This is a genomic window from Mesorhizobium sp. M6A.T.Ce.TU.002.03.1.1 (assembly GCF_003997275.1).
In the GTDB taxonomy this organism is placed as follows: domain Bacteria; phylum Pseudomonadota; class Alphaproteobacteria; order Rhizobiales; family Rhizobiaceae; genus Mesorhizobium; species Mesorhizobium mediterraneum.
This window is the reverse complement of the sequence record NZ_RZTI01000047.1, coordinates 18,527-40,703: the sequence shown is the minus strand read 5'-3', so window position 1 is coordinate 40,703 and position 22,177 is coordinate 18,527. Positions and strand designations below refer to the sequence as shown.

18 protein-coding genes are annotated in these 22,177 nt (G+C 63.1%); 3 read left to right on the top strand and 15 right to left on the bottom strand.

All coding sequences use genetic code 11. The annotated features are described in order from the left end of the window. Nucleotides 1-205: 205 nt before the first annotated feature. From EOC93_RS16075 to EOC93_RS16055, 5 genes are all read right to left on the bottom strand, one after another. Nucleotides 206-991 carry an SDR family oxidoreductase gene (locus EOC93_RS16075; RefSeq protein WP_126103343.1) on the bottom strand — a complete coding sequence of 262 codons (786 nt, stop codon included), beginning with the start codon at nucleotides 989-991 and terminating at the stop codon, nucleotides 206-208. A gap of 8 nt (nucleotides 992-999) precedes the next feature. After that, nucleotides 1,000-1,764 carry an SDR family oxidoreductase gene (locus EOC93_RS16070; protein WP_127205099.1) on the bottom strand — a complete coding sequence of 255 codons (765 nt, stop codon included), beginning with the start codon at nucleotides 1,762-1,764 and terminating at the stop codon, nucleotides 1,000-1,002. Between the two features lie 138 nt (nucleotides 1,765-1,902). Next, on the bottom strand, nucleotides 1,903-3,411 hold the full coding sequence (locus EOC93_RS16065; RefSeq protein WP_127205098.1) for a sugar ABC transporter ATP-binding protein: 1,509 nt from the start codon (nucleotides 3,409-3,411) through the stop codon (nucleotides 1,903-1,905). Between the two features lie 17 nt (nucleotides 3,412-3,428). Continuing rightward, on the bottom strand, nucleotides 3,429-4,367 hold the full coding sequence (locus EOC93_RS16060; protein WP_127205097.1) for a sugar ABC transporter substrate-binding protein: 939 nt from the start codon (nucleotides 4,365-4,367) through the stop codon (nucleotides 3,429-3,431). A gap of 117 nt (nucleotides 4,368-4,484) precedes the next feature. Then, a complete protein-coding gene (locus tag EOC93_RS16055; protein ID WP_127205096.1) occupies nucleotides 4,485-5,495 on the bottom strand; it encodes an ABC transporter permease in 1,011 nt (336 codons plus the stop codon). A 433-nt stretch (nucleotides 5,496-5,928) separates the two neighbouring features. On the opposite strand from EOC93_RS16055, the gene EOC93_RS16050 reads away from it, so the two are divergent. Then, nucleotides 5,929-6,891: a sugar-binding transcriptional regulator gene (locus EOC93_RS16050; RefSeq protein WP_127205095.1), complete on the top strand. Its 963-nt coding sequence runs from the start codon at nucleotides 5,929-5,931 to the stop codon at nucleotides 6,889-6,891. A gap of 312 nt (nucleotides 6,892-7,203) precedes the next feature. On the opposite strand, the gene EOC93_RS16040 is transcribed toward EOC93_RS16050, so the two are convergent. The 5 genes from EOC93_RS16040 to EOC93_RS16020 all read right to left on the bottom strand — a co-directional run bounded on the left by EOC93_RS16040 (nucleotide 7,204) and on the right by EOC93_RS16020 (nucleotide 13,130). Then, nucleotides 7,204-8,700 (bottom strand): FGGY family carbohydrate kinase, encoded by a 1,497-nt coding sequence (locus EOC93_RS16040; protein WP_095483909.1) that lies wholly within the window; start codon nucleotides 8,698-8,700, stop codon nucleotides 7,204-7,206. Between the two features lie 20 nt (nucleotides 8,701-8,720). Further along, a complete protein-coding gene (locus tag EOC93_RS16035) occupies nucleotides 8,721-10,043 on the bottom strand; it encodes a homoserine dehydrogenase (protein WP_095483910.1) in 1,323 nt (440 codons plus the stop codon). A 348-nt stretch (nucleotides 10,044-10,391) separates the two neighbouring features. Then, complete coding sequence (locus tag EOC93_RS16030) at nucleotides 10,392-11,498, bottom strand: mandelate racemase/muconate lactonizing enzyme family protein (protein ID WP_095483911.1); 1,107 nt, start codon at nucleotides 11,496-11,498, stop codon at nucleotides 10,392-10,394. A gap of 24 nt (nucleotides 11,499-11,522) precedes the next feature. Continuing rightward, on the bottom strand, nucleotides 11,523-12,245 hold the full coding sequence (locus EOC93_RS16025; RefSeq protein WP_095483912.1) for a GntR family transcriptional regulator: 723 nt from the start codon (nucleotides 12,243-12,245) through the stop codon (nucleotides 11,523-11,525). Nucleotides 12,246-12,341: 96 nt separating this feature from the next. Continuing rightward, nucleotides 12,342-13,130 carry a 2OG-Fe(II) oxygenase gene (locus EOC93_RS16020; RefSeq protein WP_095484018.1) on the bottom strand — a complete coding sequence of 263 codons (789 nt, stop codon included), beginning with the start codon at nucleotides 13,128-13,130 and terminating at the stop codon, nucleotides 12,342-12,344. 101 nt (nucleotides 13,131-13,231) lie between these two features. On the opposite strand from EOC93_RS16020, the gene EOC93_RS16015 reads away from it, so the two are divergent. Continuing rightward, complete coding sequence (locus EOC93_RS16015; protein ID WP_127205094.1) at nucleotides 13,232-14,179, top strand: LysR substrate-binding domain-containing protein; 948 nt, start codon at nucleotides 13,232-13,234, stop codon at nucleotides 14,177-14,179. Between the two features lie 62 nt (nucleotides 14,180-14,241). Here EOC93_RS16015 and EOC93_RS16010 read toward each other — a convergent pair whose 3' ends face one another. From EOC93_RS16010 to EOC93_RS16000, 3 genes are read right to left on the bottom strand one after another with little or no spacing between them, the layout of a single operon-like run. After that, entirely contained in the window at nucleotides 14,242-15,411 is a 1,170-nt protein-coding gene (locus EOC93_RS16010; protein ID WP_095483914.1) for an efflux RND transporter periplasmic adaptor subunit, read from the bottom strand. A gap of 16 nt (nucleotides 15,412-15,427) precedes the next feature. Continuing rightward, on the bottom strand, nucleotides 15,428-18,604 hold the full coding sequence (locus EOC93_RS16005; RefSeq protein WP_127205093.1) for a multidrug efflux RND transporter permease subunit: 3,177 nt from the start codon (nucleotides 18,602-18,604) through the stop codon (nucleotides 15,428-15,430). Further along, entirely contained in the window at nucleotides 18,598-18,948 is a 351-nt protein-coding gene (locus tag EOC93_RS16000) for a hypothetical protein (protein ID WP_245461474.1), read from the bottom strand. Before EOC93_RS16000 ends, EOC93_RS16005 begins: the two co-directional genes overlap by 7 nt. Before the next feature lie 167 nt (nucleotides 18,949-19,115). Between EOC93_RS16000 and EOC93_RS15995 the strand changes: the two genes are divergently transcribed. Next, the gene (locus tag EOC93_RS15995) at nucleotides 19,116-19,697 is read left to right on the top strand and encodes a TetR/AcrR family transcriptional regulator (protein WP_127205092.1); all 582 of its coding nucleotides are present in this window, start codon (nucleotides 19,116-19,118) and stop codon (nucleotides 19,695-19,697) included. A 589-nt stretch (nucleotides 19,698-20,286) separates the two neighbouring features. Here EOC93_RS15995 and EOC93_RS15985 read toward each other — a convergent pair. Both EOC93_RS15985 and EOC93_RS15980 read right to left on the bottom strand, forming a co-directional pair. Continuing rightward, nucleotides 20,287-21,309 carry a LacI family DNA-binding transcriptional regulator gene (locus tag EOC93_RS15985; protein ID WP_095484020.1) on the bottom strand — a complete coding sequence of 341 codons (1,023 nt, stop codon included), beginning with the start codon at nucleotides 21,307-21,309 and terminating at the stop codon, nucleotides 20,287-20,289. Nucleotides 21,310-21,379: 70 nt separating this feature from the next. Next, the gene (locus EOC93_RS15980) at nucleotides 21,380-22,174 is read right to left on the bottom strand and encodes an ATP-binding cassette domain-containing protein (RefSeq protein WP_095483917.1); all 795 of its coding nucleotides are present in this window, start codon (nucleotides 22,172-22,174) and stop codon (nucleotides 21,380-21,382) included. Nucleotides 22,175-22,177: the final 3 nt, after the last annotated feature.

Here is a 22,177-nt window from a genome sequence, read left to right as displayed (position 1 = left end):
TGTTCGGATCGGCGCCCAGTCCAGTTCCTTCGATACTAGGTCGAAAATCGTCTCATCCGACGCCGCCAGACCGTCCGCCAGACTCAACTGACCCAAAACACGATCCGCCATCCCGAATCTCCCTGCTGCAACCTTCACCACAGAATCACCGTTCGGCTTCTGTGCAAAGGTCTCACAAGGGGAGAAGGAAAGAAGCGGTGGCGCCTCACGACATGATCAGGCCGCCATCGACATTGATCGTCTGACCGGTGATATAGGCCGCATCGTTGCTGGCCAGAAAGCTGACCAGGCCGGAAACATCCTCGCCGCTGCCGGCGCGGCCCATCGGGATGTTCTTCACCCATTCGGCCATCAGCTCGCCCGGCTTGTAGTCGCCCATCAGCTTGCCCCATGCCGCGTCGTTGTAGGCCCACATGTCCGTGTCGATGATGCCGGGACAGATCGCGTTGACGGTGATCTTCTCCTTCGCCACTTCCTTGGCGAGGCTCTGGGTGATGCCGACGACGCCGAATTTCGACGCCGCATAATGCGGCGTGTAGATAAAACCCTGCCGCGCCTGGCCGGAGGCGGTATTGATCAGCCGGCCGCCGTCGCCATGCTTGCGGATGCGCGCGATCGCCTCCTGGCAGCACAGGAACACGCCCTTGGTGTTGACCGCCATCACCTTGTCCCATTCGGCCTCGGTCATCGCCTCGATCCTGGCGATGGTGATGACGCCGGCATTCTGCACGGAGATATCGACGCGGCCGAATTGCTGCTCGGCCAGATCGTAGAGGGCAGCGACCTCGTCCTTCTTGGTCACGTCCATGCGCAGTGATGCGACCTTGGCGCCTTCCGCCTTCAGTCCGGCAGCGACCTCATCGACGCGCGGGTCGATGGCGCTGACAACGACCGCAGCACCTTCCGCCGCGAACCGCCTGGCCATGGCCGCACCGATGCCGCCGCTGGCGCCGGTGATGACTGCCGTCTTACCTTCAAATCGCTTCTGCATTTTCTCTCCTACCAGCAGACGAAGCCGCCATCGACGATCAGGTCGATGCCGGTGACGAAACTCGAGGCGCGGCTGGCCAGGAACACGGTCGGCCCGACCATCTCCTCCGGCGCCGCCATGCGCCCCATTGGTGTATCGCGCTCGAAGATCCTGACCTGGTCGGCGACCTCCGGCCGCTTGTTCATCGGAGTCAGCGTATAGCCGGGACTGACGACGTTGACGCGCAGGCCGCGATCGGCCCATTCCATGGCAAGGCTCTTCGACATGTGGATGACGGCGGCCTTGGATGAATTGTAATGCGCCTGGGTCAGGCCGCGGTTGACGATCGAGCCCGACATCGACGCGATGTTGATGATCGAGCCCTTGCGCCGCGTCAGCATCGCGCGCGCTTCGGCCTGGCAGGACAGGAACACGCCGCTGACATTGACGTCGTAGAGCTTCTGCCATTTCTCCAGCGACAGCGTCTCTGCCGGCTCGGCGGCAGCGACGCCGGCATTGTTGACGGCGATGCTCAGCGCGCCGAGCTCCTTCTCCGTGCATTCGACCGCCGCCGCGAGATCGGTCTCTGAAGTCACCGTGCCGGTCAGCACCAACGCCTTGCGGCCAAGCGCCGAGATCCTGTGCGCGGTCTCGTCCAGCCCGCCCTTCGAGGCATGGCCGAAACAGGCGATATCGGCGCCGGCTTCGGCTAGGCCGATGGCGATCGCTTGCCCGATGCCGCTCCCGGCGCCGGTGACGATAGCAACGTCCCCATGAAGATCGAATAGTTTCATCGAAATGTTCCCTGTTGAGCCGCCGGTGCCGCCTAGGAGGAAGGGGCGCCAGTCTTGGCTGGCGCCCCGCGCGGTCCGGTGCTTGGGAGGGTATCACCTGCTGCGCTTTGTTCCGATTCCCCGATCGCTGGTTACGTCCTAGCTTGTGGCAAGTTCCATGACGGCGACGTTGCTCGCTTCGCTGCGGTCGAGAATTCCGCGCTGGCGGCCACGGCTAAGCACCAGCACGCGATGCGACAGGCCGAGCACTTCCTCGAGATCGGAGCTCACCACCACCACCGCCATGCCGGAGCGGGCGAGGTCGGCGATGACATCGTAGATCGCCGCGCGCGCGCCGACATCGATGCCGCGTGTCGGCTCGTCCAGGATGAACACCTTGGGCGGCCGTGAAATCCATTTGGCGATGATCACCTTCTGCTGATTGCCGCCGGAAAGCTTGCTGATCGCCTGGTTCGGCCGGCCCTTGACGCCGAGCCTGGAGATGCCGGCCTCGGCGAATTTCTGCACTGCTTTCGGGAACACCCAGCCGTTCGGCGCGACATGGTCGAAATTGCCGATCGCCAGATTTTCGCCGATGGTTTGGTCGAGCACCACGCCTTGCGCTTTGCGGTCTTCCGGCACCAGCACGACGCCGGCCTTGATCGCGGCCGCTGGGCCATTGAGATGCACAGGTTTGCCGGCGACGCGCACCGAGCCGGAAGAAATCGGATCGGCGCCGGCGATCGCCCGCACCAGCTCCGTGCGGCCGGCGCCGATCAGCCCGGCGATGCCGAGGATTTCGCCGGCCCGCACCGAGAAGCTGACATTCTGAAAACTGCGTTCCGGCGAGGACAGGTTCTCGACTTCGAGCAGCGCCTCGCTGCCCGGCTCCGAGAGCGGCGGGAACATCCGCTCGACGCTGCGGCCGACCATCTGCTCAACCACGGTGCGCACCGGAATGTCGGCGCGCTCGTGCCGGGCGACGATGCGCCCGTCGCGCATCACCACCACGCGGTCGGCGATTTGGGCGATCTCGTCCAGCCGGTGGCTGATATAGATGAAGGACATGCCTTCCGCCTTGAGCTTGCGGATCTGCTGGAACAGCAGCTCCGTTTCTTCGCTGCCAAGCGCTGCCGTCGGTTCGTCGAAGATCAGAAGCTCGGCATTGAGCGTCAGCGCTTTTGCGATCTCGACCTGCTGCTGGGCGGCAATACGCAGCGTGCGCACCTTGCGCTCCGGCGAGACATCGAGGCCGAGGCGCCTCAGCTGCGCCGATGCCTGCGCATTCATTGCCGCGCGGTCGATGCGGCCGCCGCGCATCGGCAGGCGCCCGACATAGACGTTTTCGGCCACCGACAGATCCGGCAGCAGCTTCAGCTCCTGGTGGATCATGCCGACGCCTGCGTCGATGGCCGCGGCAGGAGAGGCGGGGGAATAGGGTTTCCCCCGCCATGTGATGCTGCCGGCATCGGGTTTGGTCGACCCGGCGATGATGTTCGAAACGGTGGACTTCCCGGCGCCATTTTCTCCAAGCAGCGCCACGACCTCTCCCGGTCGTACCTCGAAGCTCGCATCGGCCAGGACCTGGACCGGTCCGTAGCTCTTGCAGAGGCCGCTGACGAAGAGCCCCAGATGGGGGGTCTGCGTATGGCTGGGATCCAAGGACATCGTTCCGCTACCGATTGTCAGGGATGCTTGGCGATGAATTGATCGACATTGTCCTTGGTGGTCAGCGTCGCGTCCTGCAGCTGTTCTGCGGCAACGGTTTCGCCGGCCACCAGCTTGATCGCCGCATCGACGGCGAGCCGGCCCATGCCTTGCGTCTGCTGCGTTGCGGTCACGTCGAAGACGCCGCCTTTCAGTGCCTTGAGCGCCGCCACGTCGCCGTCGAAGCCGGCAACCCAGACCTTGTGGCCGGGATTGGCGACCTTGACCGCCTGCGCCGCACCGAGCGCCAGCGCGTCGGCCTGGCCGATGACGATCGAAACGTCGGGATGCGACTGCAGCAGATCCTGCGTCAGCTTGAAACCTTCGTCCTGGTGCCAGCCTTCGCTCCACAGCTCGCCGACCACCTTGATATCGGGATAGGCGCTCAGCGCTTCGCCGCAGCCCTTCGAACGGTCGACCTCGGGCGTCGTGCCTTTCTGGCCATGGATGATGATCAGCTCGCCCTTGCCGCCGGCCTGCTTGGCGATGTAGTCGCAAACCGCCTTGGCCGATGCCACGCTGTTGGTGGCGATGAAGGTGTCGCCGGGCGCGCCGTCGGCGTTGCGGTCGACATTGATGACCGGGATGCCTGCAGCCTTGGCCGTCTTAGTCGGCACGGTGGCGGCAGTTGCGCCGGCCGGGATGTAGATCAGCGCATCGATGTTTTGCGTGATCAGGTCCTGCACCTGGCTGACCTGGGTCGCCGAATCGCCCTTGGCGTCGACGGTGACGATTTCGATGCCCTTTTCCTTGCCGTAGGCTTCGACGGACTGCTTGATCTGGTTGAAGAAGTCGGCCTGTAGATTGGCGACGGCAAGGCCAAGCTTCTTGGCCTCCTTGGCCGAGGCCATGTCGGACAATCCGAGCAGCGGAATGACGGCCGCGGCAGCAAGCAGCAATGAACGTTTGGTCAGCATGTGTTTCCTCCGTTGATGTTCAAATCTGTTCTGCCGGCGCATCACGGCGCCCTTGGCCGAACAACTCCCAGTTCGGATCAACCGATCCGTTTTCGCCCGGACACCCGGGCGAATTCTTCATTGCGTTCTGCGCCGCCATGTGTCCGTGGCAACCGCCAGCGCGATCACGACACCGATCACCACCTGCTGGATGAAGGGCGACACGCCGAGCAGGTTCAGCCCATTGCGCAGCACGCCGATGATGAGCACTCCGATGGCGGTGCCGCCGATCGAGCCGACGCCGCCCGATAGGCTGGCGCCGCCGATCACCACCGCCGCAATCGTGTCCAGCTCGTAGCCGAAGCCGGAGCTCGGCTGGACGGAATCGAGCCGTGCTGCAAGCACGATGCCGGCGAGCCCGGCCAGCACACCGCAGATCGCATAGACCCAGTTGGTCAGCGACTTGACCGGTATGCCGGACAGCCTGGCGACCTCGGCGCTGCCGCCGATGGCATAGAGGCTGCGGCCGGTCGCGCGGTAATTCAGGAAGATCGCGAAGATGATGGCCAGCACGATCATCAGCCCGACGGTGACCGACAGGAAGCCGAAATGGCGAATGATCGACAGGCTGGTGAACCAGTCGGGAAAGCCGATGATCTGCGAGCCGTCGGTGATCATGTTGGCGAAACCGCGCGCCACCGACATCATGGCCAGCGTGGCGATGAAGGGCGGCAGCTTGGTGACGGTCACAAGCAGGCCTGAAACCAGACCGCAAAGTCCAGCAACGACAAGTGCCGTGACGATCCCAGCGGGCATGCCGAGATTGAGATAGTCGGGGTGGGCGACAAAACCCATCACCATGGCGGCGAGCGCCAGGACGGAGCCGACGGACAGGTCGATGCCGCCGATCAGGATGACCAGCGTCATGCCGATCGCCATGATGCCGAGCACCGTGACCTGGTCGAGCACGTTGAGGATGTTGCGGACCGTCAGGAACGTGTCGGTGGTCAGCGACAGGGCGAGGCACAGCAGCACCAGCCCGATCAGTGGTCCCATGGTCCCGGCGAACAGGGCAGAAAGCTTCGCGCCCGCCGCGGCCTGCGCACCTGGGCCGGCTTTCAACTCGCTTGCACCGTTGCTCACAGCCATTTTGTCTCCTCCACCAGCAGTTCGGCGATGGGTCGCCGGCTCGCCGTTGTTCACCAGGCACCTCCCTGTGAACAATTTATCTTTGGTATGCAATTTTGTTCAGCTAAACTGTTCATCGGAAAATTGTCAAGGCCCGCGGCATCATTCCGCCCTGGTTTGCGCCAACAGGCGGGTTGCGTTACGGAAGAGCACGAAATGCGGCGTTTCAGGTCCGGTCTCATCCCTGCGAATTCATTCCAACTGCTTGAGCAGGGCAGGACGGCCAAGACAAAGTAAATGTTGACCATTTGGCTTTCATCTCGCGTTGTGGACGTTATCCTGTCGATATCTTAAATCTTGAATCCTGGGCACGCAGAACGATTTCGTGTCGCTTGGTCGGATATGCCATCTGAATGGCATCTAAAGATCCGGACGACCGCGGGAGGGCAAAAAGATGGCGATGATAGAGAATGACAAGGCCTCGCGCTTCCCGGATGTCGAGCTGAAGGCCCGTGCCGCATGGCACTATTATGTCGAGGGTCTGACGCAGGAGAGGATTTCGGAGATCCTCGGCATCGGCCGTATCAAGGTGCATCGCATCCTCTCCGCCGCGCGTGAGGAGGGCGTCGTCCAGTTCCGCATCCGCGACAGCGTCGTCGAATGCATGGTGCTGGAAGAGGCTCTGAAGCAGCGTTTCGGGCTCAGCCAGGCCGTTGTGGTGCCGTCGGCCGCCGACCGGAGCAACGCGCCGCTGATGATCGGCCATGCCGCGGGCGCCTATCTGGCCGACAACGTGAATGGCGGCGATGTCATCGCGCTCGGCTGGGGGCGCACGCTGAAATTCGCCATCAATGAATTGCCGCGGCGGCCGATCGCCAGGACGACGGTGGTCTCCATGCTGGGCGGCCTCACTCACGCTCAGCCGCTCAACCCCACCGAAAGCGCTTGGGAATTCGCCGAAAAGATCGGCGCCGAGTGCTTTTTGCTGCCGGTGCCTGTCTATGCCGACAGGCCGGAGCAGCGTGACGCCTTCATGAGCCAGCGCAGCGTTCAGGACGTCGTCTTCCGTGCGCGCCGGGCAAACATCGCCGTGCTCAGCGTCGGATCGTTTTCCAACGACAGCCCGATCGCCAATTACGGCTTCATCAAGCCCAGCGAACTCGAGGAGCTGCAGGCGGCTGGCGCGGTTGGCGATATTTTATGTCATTTCATCGACGCCGAGGGCCGCCTCGTCGATCATGAGGTCAATCGCCGGGTCTGCGCCTATCCGCTGCAGGACCTGGCGGCCATCCCGGCCATCATCCTGGTTTCGGGAGGGCAGGAAAAGATAGCCATCATGCGGGCGGCGCTCGCCAACACCAAGGTTTCGGTTCTGATCACCGACGAGGATGCGGCCAAGGGCCTGCTCAACCGCTAGATATCGCTGCGCTGTGGATTTAACGACTGTGTTGAAACGAGATTGAGCCCGATCTCAAATACAGCGGCGCAGAATTCTGCTCTGTAGCGATCCTTCCCACCCCCCCTCTGTCCTGCCGGACATCTCCCCCGCAAGGAGGGAGATTGCGCGCTCAGTCGCTTTTGCCAATCTCCAGCGTTGCAGGAGCGGGCGGAGCGTCGAAGCTGCCGATCTCCCCACTTGCGGGGGAGATGGCCGGCAGGCCAGAGGGGGGTGCTGTCCCGCCGACATCTCAAAGGCTGAGTCCGAAAGGTCTCCGACCTGTCAAAATCTCTAAACTTGTCCAACTTCACCAAGCCGCACGTGGATGTCGCGCGTCGCCTGATAGAGGTCGCGGTAGATCGCCTTGCGCGCGCGGTAGCCGGAGATCAGGCCGTCGACGGGATCGACATGCCTGGTGGGGGGCGTGGCCATAGCTTCGGCCGCAATCTCGGGCGAGGCAAACCATCCTATCGCCGAAGCCGCCAGCATGGCGGCGCCGAGTGCTGCGGCTTCGTTGACCGATGAGACGGAGAGCGGCCGCTCGAGCACGCTTGCCATGATCCGCATCAGCAGAGCCGAATTGGTGCCGCCGCCGGCCGCGATCATCGCAGCCGGTTTGCCGCCGGCTTGAGTTTCCATTGCCTCGCTGGCGATGGCCTGCTCGAAGGCGATGCCTTCCAAAACCGCCCGAAAAAGGTGCTTCGGCTCATGATCCAAGGACAGGCCGACAATGGCGCCGCGCGCCGCGCCGTCCCAATATGGACTCATGACGCCAGCCCAGTACGGCATGACAAGCAGTCCCTCGCTGCCGGCGGCAACGTCCACCGCCGCTTTTTCAAGTGCGGCGGCAGACGGCGAACCGGTCGTGCGAACGATCCAGTCGACCAGCTGCATGCCCGAGCGCAACACGGTCTCCAGCATGAATCCCGAGCCGGTCGGCGAGACCAGCGTTCGAAACGCGTCCGATGTCGTGATCCCATGGGAATAGCAGCCGCTGACGACGCCCGAGCCGAGCGAAAGATAGCTTTTGCCTTCGTCGTAGACCCCCATGCCGAGGCCCATCGCCTGGCCGTCGCCGGCGCCGGCGACGACAGGCGTGCCGGCTTTCAGGCCGGTCAGTCGGGCCACGCTTTCAATAAGGCCACCGCAGATCGTGCCGGGCGTGACCAGCTCCGGCAACTGGTCCGGCCGCAGCCCGGCGGCCGCAACGAGCTCAGGGTGCCAGGTGCCATTCTTGACATCGAGCAGCCCGAGCGGATCCGCACTTGCCGTGCTGGTGACCAGATGTCCGGTCAGCCGGTGGACGAAGAAGCCATGCACGTCGACGATTGCGGCTGCGTCGTCGAGCGCTTGCGGCTGGTGTTCGGCAAGCCAGCGAACAGCATAGAGCGCGGGCGTCGGGTCCGGTGGCTTGCCGCTCCAGTCGCGGATCGCCTCGCGGCCGAGTTCGGACGACAGCCTTATAACTTGCGGGCGAGCACGCTCATCCAGCCACAAGATCGCCGGAATGAGCGGCTTGCCGGCATGATCGATCAGCGTGAAAGTCTCGCGCTGGTGAGCGATGGAGATCGCCGCCACGCGCGAAGCGCCCACCGCCTCAGCGACCCGCTTCAATGCACCGAGCAGTGCGGTCCACCAATGTTCGGCATCCTGCTCGAAATGGCCGGGCTTGGGATTTGAAAGCGGATAGGCTTCGCGCGCATGGAACAGCTCCTTGCCGTCGCGCGTGAAAGCGATCGCCTTCACGGCCGTCGTCGAGGCGTCGATCCCGATTACGACATCGTCCATCAGGCGGTTATCCGGTGGAGTCAGGCTTCGTTTGTAACGAACCGCCCGTCCGATTGGTCGAGACGACGGCGGATCTGGGTTATCACCATCGAATCGTCGGGTACACAATTTTCATAGGTGAGGAAGTCGCCGGTCTTGACCGGCTTGACCACCTTGGCGCGCTCGGCGAGGCCGAGCGGCAGGGCGCCGCGGGCGCGCGCGTCCTCCCAGGTCATGGCGAAGCCGCGATAGTCGTTCTCGCCGATCATGCCGAGCGATTGGCCGAGGCCAAGATCGCTCTTGGCAACCGCCACCGCCTCGGCCACCGGATGGTCGAGCGGCTCCATGTCGGCGCGCTTGTAGACCACGGCGCGCGCCGCCGACAGCGGCACTTCGAGGCTGGTCAGGTGATAGGGACGGAAGATCGTGAAATAGGGGCCCTTGCCGACCTTGAGGTCGACCATGCGCTCCAGCACCCGCGGATGCCGGGTCTCGATGATGCAGAACACGCCGGGCGCCACGCCCTTGCCGATCGAATAGTCGACCACGCCCTTGCGATGCAACACGCCGCCATCCTCGCGCGGGCAAAGCACGCTGGCGAGTTCCTCAAGCGTTGCTGTCGGGCCATGCATCCCCGGCACGTCGGGCACCAGGCCGGTGGCATTGGCGATCGCCACCATCTCGATCGCCGTTTTCGAGCCGTCGACGAACTCGACCAGCATGCGCGCATTCATGTTGCGCTCGGCCGCCTCCTTCTCGTAGTCGGCCGGCATGGCATCGATCTTCAGCGGATTGTTCTTGCCCTTGCCGGCGGCGATGATGTTGAAGCCGAGGCTTTTGGCAAAGCCGATGATCTCCAGCGTGCAGGCGGGCTCGTCGCCGGCCGCGCCCGTATAGACGACGCCGGCCTTGCGCGCTTCCTCTTTCAGGAAGCGGCCGATGGTGATGTCGGCCTCGACATTCAGCATGACGATGTGCTTGCCGTTCTTCATCACTTCGAGCGCGAACAGCGTGCCGATGTTGGGATTGCCTGTCGCGTCGATGATGACGTCGATGCGGCCGGCGGATGCCAGCGCATGCAGGTCTTCGGTCACCGCGATCTTGCCGGCCTCGATGGCACGGTCGATCGCCGCCGCATTGCCGGCTTGCACGATGTCGGAGCGGTCGTGGCCGGCGAGAAGTGCTGCGTCGATCGCCGCCTGCGGCCTGACCTCGGAAATGGCGCCGATCCGCATGCCCGGCATCAGCGCAACCTGGACGACGATATCGGTGCCCATCTGCCCGGCGCCGGCAAGCCCGATAGTGATCGGTCCCTGCTTTTCAGCGCGTTGCAAAAGTTCCGCTGCAAATTGCGGATGGGCCATATCGCTTCCTCCAGTTCCTGACGCGTCGCAGCGTCGAGATCATCGTTCTGAACATTCCTATTTCCAAATGAAAAATATTTCAACATGCAATTCGGCAGCCTCCTTCCCAAAATTGTGTGATTTCGATTTTGAGACGCGGCATGCGGCTTGACTGCGCAGCCAGATGGTGCCTGTCACCCAAAAGGTGCGCAGCGGTTGTGGGATAACGGCATGCATAAAAACAAAGGCTTAAAGCGCGTCAATCGCATCCGTTTCAACGCGACGCGCTTTAGGGAGCGGAGAAGGGCGGTGATCTTTAGGATGCAGACGGCGATGACCGAGACGGCATGCTCGGCGCATGCCAGTATCTTAGCTGCCAACCTCGAAGAAAGGCGCGCCGAGCAGGTCGGGAACGACATCGATGCCGAGACCCGGCCCCTCCGGAATGCCCATGCGGCTGCCCGTGACCGGCGGCATGTTCGATGCGGTGCGCACCGTCACCCATTCGTGGAAGGCGATGGCGTGCAGCCGGCGCTCCTCCGGCGTCGACAGCGACAGATGCGCCATCGCTGATGTGTCGATCTCGGCGCCGCCGGTGTCCTCGACGGTGATCATGAAGCCCAGGTCGACCGCAAGATCACGGATCTGGCGCGTCTTGGTGACGCCGCCCAGCCGCGAGATTTTCAGCGTCAGCCCGTCGGCCGCGCCCTTGCGGTGGATGTCGAGCATGTCGTCCAACGAGGCGACGGATTCGTCCAGCACCATCGGCTTGTCGAGCGAGCGGCGCACAGACATGCATTCGTCGATCGTGGTGCAGGGCTGCTCGAACGTGTAGTCGATGGCCCGCGTCGCGTCAGCGAACTGGCGCGCCTGATAGGGCGTCCAGCCGGCATTGGCGTCGCAGAAGATCACCGTGCCTTTCGGCACCGAAGCGGCGACCGCGGTGACGCGCTCGATGTCGTCATGTACGTTGCCGCCGACCTTGACCTGCAGCCGGTGAAACCCGTCCTTGACGATGCGCTCGGCAAGTGCGGCCATGGCGTCGACCGTGCCATGGGTGATGACCTTGTAGAGTTCCGCCGTCTCGCTCTCGCGTCCACCGAGCAGCGTGACCAGCGGCACGTCGGCGGCGCGCGCCGCGAGATCTGAGCACGCCATGTCGAGCGCCGACTTGATGTAGGGATGGCCCTTGAACACCGTGTCCATCAGCCGGCCGATTCTGGCCAAGGCCCGGGGATCGTGGCCGACCAGATGCGGCGCGATTTCTATGATGCCGGCGCGCGTGCCGGCTGCGAAGGCCGGCGAGTAGAAATTGCCGAGCGGCGCCATCTCGCCCCAGCCGGTCAGCCCGCTATCGGAGGTGATGGCGACGATCACCGCGTCGAACGCATCGGCGACACGCCCCTTGGACATGCGATAGGGCCCGTCCACGAAGGGTTGCACGACATGGTAGGCTTTGATGGTTTTGATCTGCACGTGCTTATCCGTTGTTCGCGATGTTCAGATTTGCTGCCGGTTGGCAACGGTCGCCTTGGCGCCTTTTGAAGCTCGCTGTTCGAGGCTGCGCGCATAGGCAAGCAGTTCCTCGAAATCGAGGTCGATATGCTCGCGGGCATGGCGCTGGGCGGCGCGCATGTCGGAGCCCTTCAGCAGCCGCACATAGGTCTCGTGGATGTCTTCGGCAGGCACCGGCTCTTTGCGCGCCCGCTGGTGGAGGGCAAAATACATCTGCAGCCGGCTGGCCAGGCGCTGCCAAGTCTCCAGCAACACCGAATTGTCGGCCCATTCATGGATCAGGCCGTGCAATTGCAGCGCCGTTTCGATCTGGCGGGTGGTGTCGAGGTTGCGCGTCGCCTGCTTCACCGCCTCGTGGCGCCTGTCAAGCTCGTCGAAGAAGCGCTGGTCGCGAAGCCGCCAGGTCAGTTCGATAGCGAACTCATCCAGCACCTTGTTAAGCGAATAGGCATCGTCGATGTCCTTGGCGGTCACGTCGATGACGAAGGTTCCGGCGTAGGGAATGCTGGTCAGGATGCCTTCCTGCACCAGTTCGCGCATCGCTTCGCGTAGTGGCGCGCGGCTCACCCGCATCTGTTCGGCAATCCTGAGCTCGTTGAGTTTTTGCCCCGGTTCCAGCTGGCCGGTCAGGATCGCGCGCCGAAGCAGCGCCACGATCTCGGCGCGCCTTGTCGTATCCGCGATCGGAGCAAAATCCAGCTTCCCCATTCGGCCACTCCATAAGGAACTGAAATCAAGCAGATTGTCGACAATCTAACAAGTAGTTATTTCTGGATTCCGGGCGGAATGTCGGCGACTTCGTTCTCACGCAGCCCGGCCGTAAAAGCCGACTCGTTCCTCGTCGCTGAACATCACGCCTGATTTCTCATAGTAGGAGAACACCGCGATCATGCGCTCGCGTTCGCCTTCGACTGTGGTGACGCGATGCGCGGTGTTCTTGCCACGGAAGACGTTCAGCGTGCCCGGCTTCATGCGCAGTATCTTTGCCTCGGGGTCGCGCCCTTCGAGCAGCCTGGCGACGCCGTCGTAATTGGGATTGTCGTCCGATCGGAGATCGGTGCGGTATTCGAGATCGCCGCCGCGCTGCGCTGCCTGCAACAACAGGGTCGTGGTGAATTCCGAGCGGTCGAAATGCCAGTTCAGCGCCTCGCCGGCGCGGTAGGCCATCACATTGGTGCGCGCCAGCGGGTCCTGCATGACATGCAGCCGCGGCTTTCTCATCGCCGCCGCCAGGAAGCGCAGCAGCGGCTCGTATTCGTAGATGGCGAGCACGAGGCTATCGGGAATCTGGTCGGCGCAGACCGTATGGCTGATGGTCTCGACCTTACGCAGTGCGGGATGGTCGGGAGCGAGTTCCGGGAGATCGGGCTTGAAGTAGATGTTGTGCATGCGCCTGTGCACGTGCGACCGCGTCGCCATGACGGGCTGGATTTCCTGCACCGCCCGTTCGGCCACGCCAGGCCGCAAAAAACCCTCGAGATTGAACATGCCGTCGGCTTCCAGCGCCGCAGCCGAGGTCTCCACGAGGCGCTTCCACTCAGCGCTGCCCTCACGGTCGAGCGGGTACCGCTCCAGATCGAGAATGTCTTTCATCGTCTCATGCTCCAAGGTTCGAGCGTAGAAGACGGCAAAAAAATCTTTCTCTCAACGGCGAAAATTATTAGTCTTCCGCAGGAAAAACTTACGGAAGGTTCATGGAACGGCTCCCCCCGCTGAACGCGATCAAAGCCTTCGAGGTCGCCGCGCGGACTGGTAATTTTACTTTGGCCGCCACCGAACTCGGCGTTTCCTCGGCGGCGGTCAGCCAGCAGATCCGCAATCTCGAGACCTGGTTCGGCAAGCAGCTGTTCGTGCGCAGCGGCAACCGCGTCGCGCTGACCGACGCCGGCCACGCAATCTATCCGCAGACCGCACGCGCCTTGGGCGACATCGCGGCGATCGGTCGGCGCATGCTGGAGGGCGGGCTGAGGACGCGTCTCGTCGTCAGCGTGCCGTTTTCGCTGGCCGAATTGTGGCTGGCGCCCAGGCTGGCCGTTCTTCTCGATGCCTTCCCGCAAATGGCGATCGACGTCCGCGTCGAAGACGATCCCGTCGACCTGATGCGCCAGAACATCGATCTTCGCATCAGCTATGGCGACTATCACTATCCCGGTTTGCGGATGGTCCGCCTCATCCATGACGACGTCCTGCCGGTCTGCGCGCCGGACTTCTGGCAAAGATACGGCAACGATGCATCCAGCCTTGCGGATGTGCACGAGAGCTTGTTCATCCACACCAACTGGGGTCCGAACTATGCCTCGCATCCGACATGGGCGGATTGGTTTTCGGCGTCAGGCGGCAGCCGCGCGCCTGATCCCTCGCATGGACGCCGTGTCGGTCTGTCCAGCTTGGCGATCGTCTCGGCAAGGCTGGGTCTCGGAATTGCGCTTGGCCAGCGGGCCATGGCCCATGGGGACTTGGAAGCCGGGCGCCTAATCGCGCCCTCGTCGGTATCTCTGCGCCTCGGTCATCCCTATTGCGCCTTCATGCCTGCGTCAAAGGCTGAGCGCGCCGATGTTGCCGGGCTCGTCGCGCTGCTTGGAGCAATTCCAGGAAAAGTGCATAGCGGTTTTCCGTCCGGAATTGCGGAAAAACAAACATAGCAAAACGGCGCCCTTGGCGTGGGAGCCGAGGGCGCCGCTGGACCGGACCTGACGGGGGGGTATCAGGTGGCCGGTTTCTGTGGCAGCGGCGAGACCGGCATTCCCGGCCCGATCTTCTGCAGATTGCCTGTTATTACCTGGTCGCCTTCCGACACGCCGCTCGAGATGGCCACCAGATCGCCATTGGTCGGCCCGAGCGAAACGATGCGCTGGTCGACAGTGTTGTCCTTGCCGACGACGTAGAGGTATTTGCCGAGCTGGCTCGATCCCAGAGCCGTCTGCGGCACCATCAGTGCGTCGGGCTGCTGCTTGATGTGCAGCCTGACGCGAACATATTGGCCCGGCAGCAGCGTGAACTTGGCGTTGCCGATCGTCGCCCGTGCGGTGATGGTGCCGGTCGAACGATCGATCGTGTTGTCGATGAAGGTGAGCTGACCTCTCTGGCGCGGTTCCGTATCGCCGGGAAGCAGGACGTCGACATCGATGGGTCCCGCCGCGCGCGCTTCCTCGATCTGCGCCAGATCCGTTTCACTCGGATTGAAAGTGACATAGATCGGGTCGAGCTGCACCAGTGTGTTGAGCACCGTGCCGGCAACACTAACCAGAGTTCCGATAGAGGCCTGGTTACGGCCGACGCGCCCGGCGAACGGCGCCTTGATTTCCGAATAACTCAGATTGAGCTCGGCGGTCCGCACAGCCGCTTGGTTCACGGCGAGCGAGGCCTGGGCCTCGCGCAAGCTGCTGGTGCGCTGGTCGAACGCATCCTTGGCGATGTATCCGCTCTTGGCGAGCTCGGTGCCGCGGCCAAGGTTGGAACGGGCATAGTCAAGCGTTGCTTCGTCGCGCTGGACCTGCGCCTTCGCCTGGTCGAGGGCAGCGTGGAAATCCTCTGGAGCGATCTTGTAGAGAAGGTCGCCCTTCTTGACATCGCTGCCGTCGGGCGCAACCTGCTCCTGCAGATAACCCGGTACGCGCGCTTGCAGCGTGATGCTGCGGATCGGCTCGGTGCGGGCCGCATAGTCGAGATAGATCGGGATCGTTTTCTTGACGACGCTCACCACCGGCACCGGCATGACAAATGCTGCGGGCTCGGGCGCCGCGGGTTCGGGCGTTGCTGCACCTGCCGTGCCGGCGTTGAGGCCGAAATTGCCCATGTCGAGCAAGTGAACGCTCGCCATCGAGATCGCCCCCAGGGCGACGGCCGCTCCCAACGCAATTTTCCATTTACGCATGATCAATTCTCCAATCCTATTCGGCCGCTTCGGCCAATCGCTCGAAAGCGGGTTCCGCAGTGGGTTCAGTCGGCTCGGCAACGGGTTCGCTCTTGCTGCCGCGCTCGCGCAGTTGCTCGATCACCGCATAGAAGACCGGCACGAACACCAGCGACAGGATTGTCGCCGCGACCATGCCGCCAAAGACGGTGGTGCCGATCGACTGGCGGCTCGCTGCACCGGCACCTGTGGAGAACATCAGCGGCAGCACACCGAGGATGAACGCGAAGGCGGTCATCAGGATGGGCCGCAGCCGCAAACGCGCCGCTTCCATTGCCGCGTCGACGATGCTGAGACCTTCCTCGCGCCGGCGCCGGGCAAACTCCACGATCAGAATGGCGTTCTTTGCCGCCAGCCCGATCAGCATGACGAAGCCGATCTGCGAATAGACGTCGATCTGCATGCCGCGCATCAACAAGGCGACGAAGGCACCAAACAGGGCAAGCGGCACCGCGAGCAGAACCATGAAGGGCATGGCCCAGCTCTCATATTGGGCGGCGAGGATCAGGAAGACGAAAACCATGGCGAGACCGAAGACGATCGAGGCGATCGATCCAGCCTTGAGCTCCTGATAGGTGATGCCCGTCCATTCGTAGCCGAAATCCTTCGGCAGCGCCGTGGCAGCGGCACGTTCCATCGCCGCGACCGCCTGGCCGGAGGAGTAACCGGGTGCAGCACCGCCATTGATCAGGGCCGACGCATTGTTGTTGTAATGCGGGACGGTTTCCGGGCCGACGATAGGCACGAGCTTGCCGAGTGTGCTCAACGGCACCATGCCGCCAGAGGCATTGCGCACATAGAGCCGTGAAATGTCGGCAGCACCCGCACGCGCATCCTTGTCGGCCTGGATCGTCACCCGGAAGGTGCGGCCGAACAGGTTGAAGTCGTTCACATAGAGCGAGCCGAGATAGATCTGCAGCGTGTTGAACACGTCAGGCAGGCTGAGGCCGAGCAGCTTCGCCTTGTTACGGTCGAGGTCGTAGTTGAACTGTGGCGTCGAGGTCGAGAACGACGAGAACAATTGCTGCGGGTTGAGCTCGGGCTGCTTGCGCGCCTCGGCGAGCACGGCTTGCGTCGCATCGTTGAGCGCAGCGCTGCCGCGACCGGTCAGATCCTGCACCTGGAATTCGAAGCCGCCGGTCGTGCCGATACCCGGGATCGAAGGCGGATCGAAGCTCAGCGCGAAGGCTTCCGGAAGTTCCATGAGTTTCGAGCGCACGTCGGCGACGAGCTTCGAGGCGCTCTGGTCAGGGCCGCGTTCGTCCCATGGCTTCAGGATGGCGAATTCCACCGCTGAGTTCGACTGGGCTGCGTTGGTTAGGAAGTTCAAACCGCTGATCGAGCCGACGATATCGACGCCGGGGGTGTTCTGCAGGATGGCGCGTGCCTTCCGGGCCACGGCGTCGGTGCGTTCCAGTGACGCCCCATCCGGCAACTGGATGACCACGAAGAAGTAGCCCTGGTCCTCGACCGGAAGGAAGGTCGAGGGCAGGCGCTGCCAGACGAAATAGGTGGCGACAAGCCCGGCCGCGAACAGCCCGAGCATGATCCAGCGCAGGCGGATGAGGAAGCGCACACCATGGGCATAGGCATGCGACAGCCGTTCGAAGCCCGTGTTGAACCAGCGGAACAGCACGAACTGCGTTGCCGGGCGGTGGCGCAGGAAGGCGGCGCTGAGCGCCGGAGTGAGCGTCAGCGAGACGAAGGCGGAGATGCCGAAGGAGATCGCCACCGTCAGCGCAAACTGGTTGTAGAGCCGGCCGGAAACGCCGGGTATGAAGGCGACCGGCACGAACACGGCCATCAGCACGGCGGTCGTGGCGATGATCGGGCCGGTGACCTCGGCCATCGCCGCGCGCGTGGCAGCCAGCGGTTTGAGGCCGGCCTCCAGCTGGCGCTCGACGTTCTCGACGACGACGATCGCATCGTCGACGACGAGGCCTATCGCCAGCACCATGCCGAGCAGGCTGAGCATGTTCAGCGAGAAGCCGAACATGTACATGACGACGAGCGTGGCGACCAGCGACACCGGAATCGCGATCGTCGGGATGATCGTGGTGCGCCAGCTCTGCAGGAAGATGAACACCACCGCGACAACCAGGACCAGCGCCTCGCCGAGCGTGACCAGCACGTCGTGCATCGACGCCGAGACGAAGCGCGTCGTGTCGTAGTGCATGGCGTAGCTCACGCCCTTCGGGAAGCGGCCCGACAGTTCCTGCATCTTGTCCTTGACGCGCTGCTGCAGATCGAGCGCGTTCGAGCCCGGCATCTGGTAGACGGCGAGCACCACGGTCGGGTCTTCGGCGAAGAAGGCCGACGACGAATATTGCAGGGCGCCAAGTTCGATGCGCGCAACGTCACGCAACCGCACCAACGAACCGTTCGCGGCATCGGCGCGCACGACGATGTCGCCGAATTCCTTGGGATCGCTCAGTCGGCCGACCGCGTTGACCTGCATTTCGAAAGCGGTGCCGGCCGGCGCCGGCGACTGCCCGATCTTGCCGGCCGCGACCTGGACATTCTGCTCGGCGATGGCGTTCTGGACATCGACGGCGGTGATGCCGAGATTGGCGAGCTTGTCTGGATCGAGCCATACGCGCATCGAATACCGCCGCTCGCCGAAGATCTGCACGTCGCCGACGCCTGGCAGGCGCTTCAGCGGGTCGACCACTTGCAGGTAGGCGAGGTTGCTGAGCGCGACCGGATCGACGGAGCCGTCGGGCGAGGTGAGGTTGACGATCAGGACGAAATTCGGGTTCTGCTTCTTGATCGTCACGCCGCCCTGGTTGACGATGGCCGGCAGCGAGGACGCCGCCTGCGACACGCGGTTCTGGACGTCGACGGCGGCGGTGCTCAGGGAATAGCCGACCTCGAAGGTGATGGTGATCGTCGACGAGCCGTCATTGGAGCTCGATGACGACATATAGGTCATCCCCTGAACGCCGTTGATCTGCTGTTCGAGCGGCGTCGTGACGGTGTCGGCCACGACCTGCGCACTGGCGCCCGGATAGTTGGCGCTGACCACGACCTGAGGTGGCGTGATGTCTGGAAACTGCGAGACAGGCAGCAGGAAATAGCAGATCGCCCCGGCGAGCACCATGATGATGGCGATCGACGATGCGAAGATCGGTCGGTGGATGAAGAAGTTTACCATGACACGTACGCCTCGCCCGATGCTCTCGCCTCGCCAAAAGCCTTGGCCACTCTGGACAGCCGCCGGCTGCGCCTTTGACCCGAATCTTCCAGAAAACGATGCGGCGCCTTGCGGCCGTACCCTTGCGCATCCGCAAGAGTACGCAGCATCGTCTCGAAAGTGCGCGGGTCGACGCGGTCGGCCTTCATCAGCATCCGGATCATCGGATCCTTAACAACTTCGTCGATCGTCAAATCTTTGCGCTGCGACATCGTAGCGGCTCCTGGCTTGCGATCCGCGGCGCATGCCGCAGATCGGGTGGTCTTCTTGTTCGCGGCCAAAAATCGCCTAGGGCGCAGTTTCATGCCTGGGCCGATTCGGCGGAGGCTATTCACAGGCGCCTGCGAGATTTGACACGAGGCAATTGGGGTGTTACCAGTAAGTAACATCTAGAAGTTACAGACCGGTAACACCCTAGTCAAGAGGTGCGCCGAGGGATTTTTCGGAAACCCCGGAAACCAAGGAGGTTTTGATGGAAGACGGCACTGCGGAACGCATCCGCCCGCGGGATCGCATCCTGGAAACGGCACGGGATATGTTCCACAAGCATGGCATCAAGGGCGTCGGCGTCGACGCGATCACTGAGGCCGCCGGTACCAATAAGATGACGCTCTACCGTCATTTCGAGTCCAAGGACGACCTGGTCATCGAATGCCTGCGGGCGACCGCCTGCAGCGCCAACGCGATGTGGCAGAAATTCGAGGCCGAGCATCCGGGCGACAAGCTTGCGCAGCTGCACGCCTGGGTCCGAATGGCTGCCGATTGCCTGTTGATGGACGGTCGCGGTTGCGACATGGCGAACGCCGCCATCGAGTTGAGCGAGACCGACCATCCGGCCCGTCGGGTGATCAAGGAGCTTAAGCAGGCTCAGCGCGATCGTCTGGTCGGCCTGTGCCGGGATGCCGGCATCGGACAGGCTGAACTTCTTGCAGACACGCTGTCGCTGCTGCTCGAGGGCGCCCGCGTCAGCCTGCAAAGCGTCGGAGCCGAAGGGCCCAGCGCGCAATTCGTCCGCATGGCGGAAGGCCTGATCACCTCTTTCAGGGCCAGATAGTCTCGCAAGCGGCGAAACGATCGGCGGCGTGTTCATTGCGAGCCGCGCCGCCGAATGCTCTTTTGTCCGTTCGGATGTGCCGTCATCGCGCTTCTCCTTGCCGGTCTGTCGCCGCACCACCGGCGCGACCTGTTGCTTGGTGAGGCAGGATAGGACCGATGGCGAATTGGTGAGAGTGACAAGTGTGACGGGATTCCGGCGGATCCGCTGATCGCGGCTGCAACATGCCCTATCGCTCGCCGAACAAGCCGCTGGCGATCGCCGCTAAATGGCCATTCGACGCGCGGACCGATAATCTTGTCCGGTGATGGTCATGACCCCAGCCTTTGCCCAACACCCGGAGCCGGAACAAAAAAGCCCGCTGCCGGGAGGAGGTGGCAGCGGGCTTGATTTCGAATACGGCACGGGAGGAGGTGTGCCGCACTCAGCGTCGGCATCGCATCTGGGAGGAGTAGATGGCCGACACCTGCGAAACTACCGATTGCCCAATGATTCGGCAATAACGAAAGATGCATAGCAGATGTGCAGATTTGCTGTATCAACCAAATCTTAACTATGGGGCAGATTGAACGTCGCCCTTTGCGCGGCGTCACTGCACCGGGACGTTTTCCTTGAAGATCAGGCGCGGTTCGATGAACTTCCGCGTCAAATAGGGCGCCGAGGAAGCGATCGAGCCGAGCAGGCGAATGACCGATTGCTCGGCGATCAGCCGCGCGTTTTGGTCGATGACGACATCAAGCAGATCATCGACGAGATAGCCGCGTGTCGCCCTTGTCAGGTCGTGACAGATGAACACCGGCTTCCTTTGCGGCTTGGCTTCCAGCAGCGCTTTCGCCACGCCAGAGCGTCCAGCGCCGACGCAATAGATGCCGAGCAGCTCCGGCTCGTTGTGCAGCGCCTTCATCGTCGCCCTGTAGCTGATATCAGGCTCATCGTTGATCTCGACGGCACTGGTGACGGTCAGATTGGGGAACTCCTCGCTGAGCACGGACCGAAAGCCCATTTCGCGTTCCTCGTGCCCGCGGTAGGAGCGTGAGCCGACGACCATTGCCAGATGGCCCCGGCGCCCGCCCAGGAAACGTCCCATCAACAGCGCCGCGGTGCGGCCGGCCACACGGTTGTCGATGCCGACATAGGCCGATCGCGGTGCGCCCGGCACGTCCGACACCAGCGTGACCAGGCGGATGCCGGCCTCGACGATCTCTCGCAGGATGTTGCGCGTTCTCGGATGATCGATCGCGATGACGCCAACGCCGTTTGCCCTAAGCGAGAGGTTTTCGACGGCTGCCTGCAACGCGCTCGGCGAGATGCCGGCGAGCTTGTGGATCCGGCAGGAGGCGACGAGCGGCAGGCGCGCCGCATAATCCTCGATATGATTTGCCAGATCCATCATGAAGGCGTTGGAGCCGATCGGCAGGAAGAATTCCAGATGCGCCGGCCGCGAGGGCAGTGTGACCTGATCCACGACCGGCAAATAGCCGAGCTGCTTGGCCGCCTCCATCACCCGCTGCCGGTTGGCCGCGCTGGCACCCGGCCGGTTGTTCAGCACCCGGTCGACCGTGGCGGTCGACAACCCGCAGCTTCTGGCGATGTCCGCAACGGTGGCTTTCATGGTCGCAGTCATAGGAGCTGATGTGATCCCGTGCCAGAGATACGGCGAACCCGGCTTCCAACTGGCCCGCTCAGCCCTGCGATTGCTTCCCCTGGACGATGGCGTCGTGGATCTGCTCGTCGGACATGCCGGTGATGATCCGTTCGACTTCCGCGACGTTGGTGTTCTTCGGATCGATATCGTCGGCGACCACCTTGCCGCGCCGCATGACGACGATGCGGTCGACCACCTGGAAGACGTGGTGGATGTTATGGGCGATGAAGATGCAGGAATGGCCTGAATCGCGGGCGCTGCGCACGAAGCTCAGCACGCCTTGCGTCTCGGCGACGCCCAAATTGTTGGTCGGCTCGTCGAGGATGATGAGGTCGCTGTCGAAATGCATGGCGCGCGCGATCGCCACGGCCTGCCGTTCACCGCCGGAGAGCGAGCCGATCGGCGTCGTCGGCGGGATGTTCTTCGAGATGCCGACCTGCTTGAGCAGATCGCGGGCGACCACGTTCATCGCCTCCTGGTCCATGCGGTTGAGGAAACGCGGCGGCTTGATCGGCTCGCGCCCGAGAAACAGATTGCGCGCGATCGACAATTGCGTGACCAGCGCCGAGTCCTGGTAGATCGTCTCGATGCCGTGGGCGATGGCGTCGCTGGTGCTGCGGAAGTCTACCTTCTTGCCGCGGATGAAGATGTCGCCGCTGGTCAGCGGAACCGCACCCGACAGCACCTTGATCAGCGTCGATTTGCCGGCACCATTGTCGCCGAGCAGACCGACGATCTCCCTTTCATTGACATGGAAATTGGCGTCGACGAGCGCCTGCACGCGCCCGTAGGACTTGCGGATGTTTTCCATGCGGACAAGCGGTTCAGCCATGGT

Bases quoted from the DNA above. Each gene is read 5' to 3' on its own strand.
- EOC93_RS16075 (WP_126103343.1), bottom strand. From the start codon at position 991: ATGCAGAAGCGATTTGAAGGTAAGACGGCAGTCATCACCGGCGCCAGC.
- EOC93_RS16070 (WP_127205099.1), bottom strand. From the start codon at position 1,764: ATGAAACTATTCGATCTTCATGGGGACGTTGCTATCGTCACCGGCGCC.
- EOC93_RS16065 (WP_127205098.1), bottom strand. From the start codon at position 3,411: ATGTCCTTGGATCCCAGCCATACGCAGACCCCCCATCTGGGGCTCTTC.
- EOC93_RS16060 (WP_127205097.1), bottom strand. From the start codon at position 4,367: ATGCTGACCAAACGTTCATTGCTGCTTGCTGCCGCGGCCGTCATTCCG.
- EOC93_RS16055 (WP_127205096.1), bottom strand. From the start codon at position 5,495: ATGGCTGTGAGCAACGGTGCAAGCGAGTTGAAAGCCGGCCCAGGTGCG.
- EOC93_RS16050 (WP_127205095.1), top strand. From the start codon at position 5,929: ATGGCGATGATAGAGAATGACAAGGCCTCGCGCTTCCCGGATGTCGAG.
- EOC93_RS16040 (WP_095483909.1), bottom strand. From the start codon at position 8,700: ATGGACGATGTCGTAATCGGGATCGACGCCTCGACGACGGCCGTGAAG.
- EOC93_RS16035 (WP_095483910.1), bottom strand. From the start codon at position 10,043: ATGGCCCATCCGCAATTTGCAGCGGAACTTTTGCAACGCGCTGAAAAG.
- EOC93_RS16025 (WP_095483912.1), bottom strand. From the start codon at position 12,245: ATGGGGAAGCTGGATTTTGCTCCGATCGCGGATACGACAAGGCGCGCC.
- EOC93_RS16020 (WP_095484018.1), bottom strand. From the start codon at position 13,130: ATGAAAGACATTCTCGATCTGGAGCGGTACCCGCTCGACCGTGAGGGC.
- EOC93_RS16015 (WP_127205094.1), top strand. From the start codon at position 13,232: ATGGAACGGCTCCCCCCGCTGAACGCGATCAAAGCCTTCGAGGTCGCC.
- EOC93_RS16010 (WP_095483914.1), bottom strand. From the start codon at position 15,411: ATGCGTAAATGGAAAATTGCGTTGGGAGCGGCCGTCGCCCTGGGGGCG.
- EOC93_RS16005 (WP_127205093.1), bottom strand. From the start codon at position 18,604: ATGGTAAACTTCTTCATCCACCGACCGATCTTCGCATCGTCGATCGCC.
- EOC93_RS16000 (WP_245461474.1), bottom strand. From the start codon at position 18,948: ATGAAACTGCGCCCTAGGCGATTTTTGGCCGCGAACAAGAAGACCACC.
- EOC93_RS15995 (WP_127205092.1), top strand. From the start codon at position 19,116: ATGGAAGACGGCACTGCGGAACGCATCCGCCCGCGGGATCGCATCCTG.
- EOC93_RS15985 (WP_095484020.1), bottom strand. From the start codon at position 21,309: ATGAAAGCCACCGTTGCGGACATCGCCAGAAGCTGCGGGTTGTCGACC.
- EOC93_RS15980 (WP_095483917.1), bottom strand. From the start codon at position 22,174: ATGGCTGAACCGCTTGTCCGCATGGAAAACATCCGCAAGTCCTACGGG.